Consider the following 287-nt stretch of genomic DNA (forward strand, 5'->3'; position numbering starts at 1 on the left):
AGCGCTGCTGGGTACACAAGACAGCCAATGTTCTCAACAGACTGCCGAAGTCCAGTCAGCCGAAAGCCAAACGCTTTCTGCACGACATTTTGCAGACTGAGACAAAAGTTGATACGGAGAAGGCATTCGATACCTTCACCAAAACCTACGAAGCGAAGTATCCAAAAGTTGCCGAGTGCCTTCTCAAGGATCACGAAGAGCTGATGAGTTTTTACGACTTTCCGGCAAAGCACTGGCAGAGCATCCGGACAACGAACCCGATTGAGTCGACGTTCGGAACGATACGA

At 49.8% G+C, this 287-nt stretch carries 1 protein-coding gene; it reads left to right on the plus strand.

The window, feature by feature from the left end; translation table 11 throughout:
* On the plus strand, positions 1–287 hold a 287-nt coding region (locus tag MO867_RS22935), incomplete at both ends, for a transposase (protein ID WP_252473453.1).

Source organism: Microbulbifer okhotskensis (genome assembly GCF_023895975.1).
Lineage (GTDB): Bacteria > Pseudomonadota > Gammaproteobacteria > Pseudomonadales > Cellvibrionaceae > Microbulbifer > Microbulbifer okhotskensis.